Annotated in this window: 3 protein-coding genes; 1 reads left to right on the top strand and 2 read right to left on the bottom strand. The window is 59.7% G+C overall.

Features of this window, described 5'->3' with window-relative positions; genetic code table 11:
- On the top strand, positions 1 to 1,771 hold a 1,771-nt coding region (locus tag JOY90_RS28725), incomplete at its 5' end, for a M28 family metallopeptidase (RefSeq protein WP_291694470.1).
- On the opposite strand, the gene JOY90_RS28720 is transcribed toward JOY90_RS28725, so the two are convergent.
- Complete coding sequence (locus JOY90_RS28720; protein ID WP_291694469.1) at positions 1,743 to 3,383, bottom strand: FAD-dependent monooxygenase; 1,641 nt, start codon at positions 3,381 to 3,383, stop codon at positions 1,743 to 1,745. The genes JOY90_RS28725 and JOY90_RS28720 overlap by 29 nt on opposite strands.
- 86 nt (positions 3,384 to 3,469) lie before the next feature.
- Positions 3,470 to 3,674, bottom strand: a 205-nt coding sequence (locus JOY90_RS28715) for a hypothetical protein (protein WP_291694468.1), incomplete at its 5' end; no start/stop codon positions are given.

The raw sequence follows: 3,674 nt of genomic DNA, 5'->3' as shown, positions 1-3,674 counted from the left end.
AGCGTTTCTTCAATGTGCGAGTAGCTCAAGGGGGCCGGCAAATTCGGAGGGTGCCGGTGATGTGTTCCAGAAAAGCCAACCAGCCATCGCTCATAATTGGAGAATTCTAATTCCGCGTGTAGGGGGCGAATTGAGAACTCAAGAAATGATGTTTTGCCGGGTTCGGCCAGCTCTGGTTGCGGTGAGTGCCTTTGCAGTAGTTCTGTCTGGCGCCACGGCCAGCGCGGCCACCCCGGATACGCAAGCAGCGGGTCAGAGATGGTGGTCCTACGTACAACAGCTGGCAAGCGACCAGATGGAAGGCCGCCTTACCGGAAGTGAGGGATACAGAAGGGCTGCGCGCTACGTGACCGAGCAATTCAAAGCGAGCGGCCTCGAACCAAGAGGCGTTGACGGCTACTTGCAACCGGTCAACTTCGACGTGCAACGAATTCAGGCGGCCAAGTCCAGCCTGACCCTCATCGAAGGCAACCATGAACAGGCGCTTTCCTTGGGTGAAGATGCCCTGTTGGGGAGCCGTCTGCCTCAACCAAAGAGCGTCGAAGCGCCGCTGGTCTTCATTGGCTATGGACTCCACATCCCGGATGCGAACTATGATGATCTAGCCGGCCAGGACCTGCATGGCAAGATCGTTGTCTATCTTAGCGGCGGTCCCTCCAATCTCGCGAGCGCCCTCAAAGCACATTCGCGCTCACCCCAGGAATTCTACAAGGCGGTGGAGCAAGCGGGCGCCGTGGGCATCGCCAGCATTCCGAACCCCAAGAATATGGACATCCCATGGTCCCGCATGTCGCTGGCGGCCTCACAACCGGGCATGCGGCTGTCTGATCCGGCTTTCCAGGACACGCGCGGCCCGATGTTCACGGTCACTCTGAATCCAGCACACGCGGAGCAGATTTTCACCGGTTCGGGCCACACTTTGAATGAGTTGCTGGCTTTGGGAGATGGGGGCAAGCCTTTGCCAAGGTTTCGATTGACCGCGACACTGCGGGCAGACGTGAGCGCCCTGACGGAGCAGGTTGAATCACCAAACATCATCGGTGTGCTGCCGGGGTCCGGCCCGCAACGGAAGAACGAGTACGTGGTCTTGAGCGCGCACCTGGATCATCTGGGAATAGGCGAGCCGATCAACGGCGACCGCGTCTACAACGGTGCCATGGATGATGCATCTGGTGTGGCTACTTTACTTGAGGTAGCCAGCCAGCTACACGGTTCAGACCTGCCGCTGAAACGCTCGGTGCTGTTCGTCGTTGTATGCGCCGAGGAAAAAGGCCTGCTCGGATCGCGCTACTTCGCCGGGCATCCTACTGTACCGGCAAAGTCTATGGTTGCCGACCTGAATACGGACATGTTTCTGCCGATCATACCGTTGAACAACCTGACGGTGTACGGACTGGAAGAATCTACGCTTGGCGACGATGTTCGCGCGGTCGCGGCGGGGATGGACGTAAAAGTTTTGCCCGACGCACAGCCGGATCGAAATATCTTCATTCGTAGCGATCAATACAACTTTATCCGGGCTGGGGTGCCATCCATCATGTGCGCGTTTGGCGCAAGTCCAGGTACGGACGAAGATAAGACCATGAAGAGTTGGCTTACCAACCGGTATCATGCGCCGTCCGACGATACGAACCAGCCGGTAGACCTAGTGGCGGCGGCGCGATTCAACCGATTGCTGCTAACCCTAACAGAGCGAATAGCCAACGCAGACGCCCGGCCCGAGTGGGAAACGACGAGCTTCTTCAAGAGATTTGCGGCGGCGAATAACTGAGCGAATCGGACGTCCCGGCGGAGAGAAGAGTGCGATAGCGCTCGAAGGCGCTCAAATGTTCTCGGTCGGACCGCAGGCCGATGTAGCCGTCCGGGCGCACTGCGAGCAGCGTGATTTCTTCGATGCCCATGAGATCAGCGGCCGGCCGTTCGAGGTGGCCGATCTGGACGGACGCTTCAAATAGAGGAGAATCGATAGTGTGTTTCTGCAACGCGGCGTGCAGGTCCAGGAGCACCGAATTGTGTGCAGTTGGGCCGGCGAGCAGCATGAGCGTATGGCCGGCGCCCTGGGTAAGCTCGTGAAGCCCACGAGGCCGTCTGTCTGACACTTGAACCGGGATGGCGCCCGGTAAGCGGTCTCCGGGACCGAGATAGCTATTGGCGTCGCCGGAGACGATGGGCGATCGGGAATATTCGATGTTGAGTTCGGTCTCGGCTACGATTTCGTGGTGGCGCTTCTTCGGATCGGCGAGTGCGGCTTTGATTCCCTGGTCGCGGCTGTCGCGTTCGGCCGCGTCTATCATAGTCAGGTTACGTTCCATGACGTCGCCGGATTGAGCGACCATCTCGGCAACAGGACGCCGCTCGGCCTCATAGCTGTCGAGCATGCTAGGGGCGGCGGCACCTTGGTAGACGAGGGCAAGTTTCCAGGCCAGGTTGAAGGCGTCTTGCAGGCCGCAGTTCATGCCATGTCCCTCGGCGGGTGAGCAGAGGTGCGCCGCGTCGCCGGCCAGAAAGACCGCGCCGGATCGGAACCGGGTGGCTATCTTGGTGTGGCAGTGGAACCGTCTCGGGTTCTCCACGCCGATGAAAGAGGCGGTGGGCGAGTAGCGCCGAAGGGTGAAGGCGGCATCCAGGACGAGATCCGAATCCTCCGAACTCGGTCGTAGGTAGACACGCCAGCGATGACCGGGAATCGCTGTCAGGATGACTGGAACGGTCTCGAAGTAGACGAAGGTGGTTTCGAACGAGTCGGTCCAGCCTTCAAGAGTAGCGTCGAAAACGGCCCACGGCTTCGCCATGTCGTGGCCTTCGAAACCGATGCCGCTCAGCTCGCGCGTGGGGCTGTGGATGCCGTCGCACCCGACAACCCACTGGGCAGCCACCTGGTAGCGGTCACCATTACGCTCGATTTCGGCTAAGACGCCGTCGCGATGTTGTGTCAGCCCGATTAGCCGACATGATCGGTTCACCTCGCCGCCCTGTTGGCGGAGATAGCCGGTAAGAATAGACTCCGTCACTTCTTCTGACAGCCCGAGATTAAACCCGTAAGTGCTTCCGCAGTTCGAGAGATCCATCCCTCCAATTACTTTGCCGAGGGAGTGAATCTTGACACCTCGCTGTCTACAGCCGGCGTCGAGAAACCTTTCGGCAAGGCGGAGCGACTCGAAGATCTCGAGCGAGCGGGGATGCACCACCGTCGCGCGGTCCCAATGGAGCGGCCCGGGCTGCGCATCGATCAGATGGCATGGCACGCCGCGCCGCTGAAGCTCTGCAGTGAGGAGCAACCCCGTCGGCCCCGCACCCACCACCAGCACGGGAGGCCTGTAGCCTGCCGAGCCGGTTTTGGGGTCGTCCGTCACCTTGTCTAAATCGTTGGCGGAATCCGCCACATCCCTCCGTATCGCCCCTGAACGCATGGAAGAACATGTCATTTCGGGTTTGATGGTGTCGTTAAGCATTTCGGCAATGGCTGAGACTACGGATTAACAGTGGATTGCTGGGTAGTCACCGAGAAGAGGTGGCACTTTTCCAGCTCCTCTTCGAAGCGGAACCTGGCATGCACAAACAGGGCCGCGCGAGCGTCGCCGCTACCCTGGATCTCCTGGGTGAGCCACACGCCATCCGGTTGTCTCTGTTGGGCCAGGTGCAGCCAAAAGCCCTTGTGCAGATTGGCGAGCAGG

The organism is Bradyrhizobium sp., from assembly GCF_019242285.1.
GTDB lineage: Bacteria > Pseudomonadota > Alphaproteobacteria > Rhizobiales > Xanthobacteraceae > Bradyrhizobium.
This window is presented reverse-complemented; position numbering and strand designations above follow the sequence as displayed.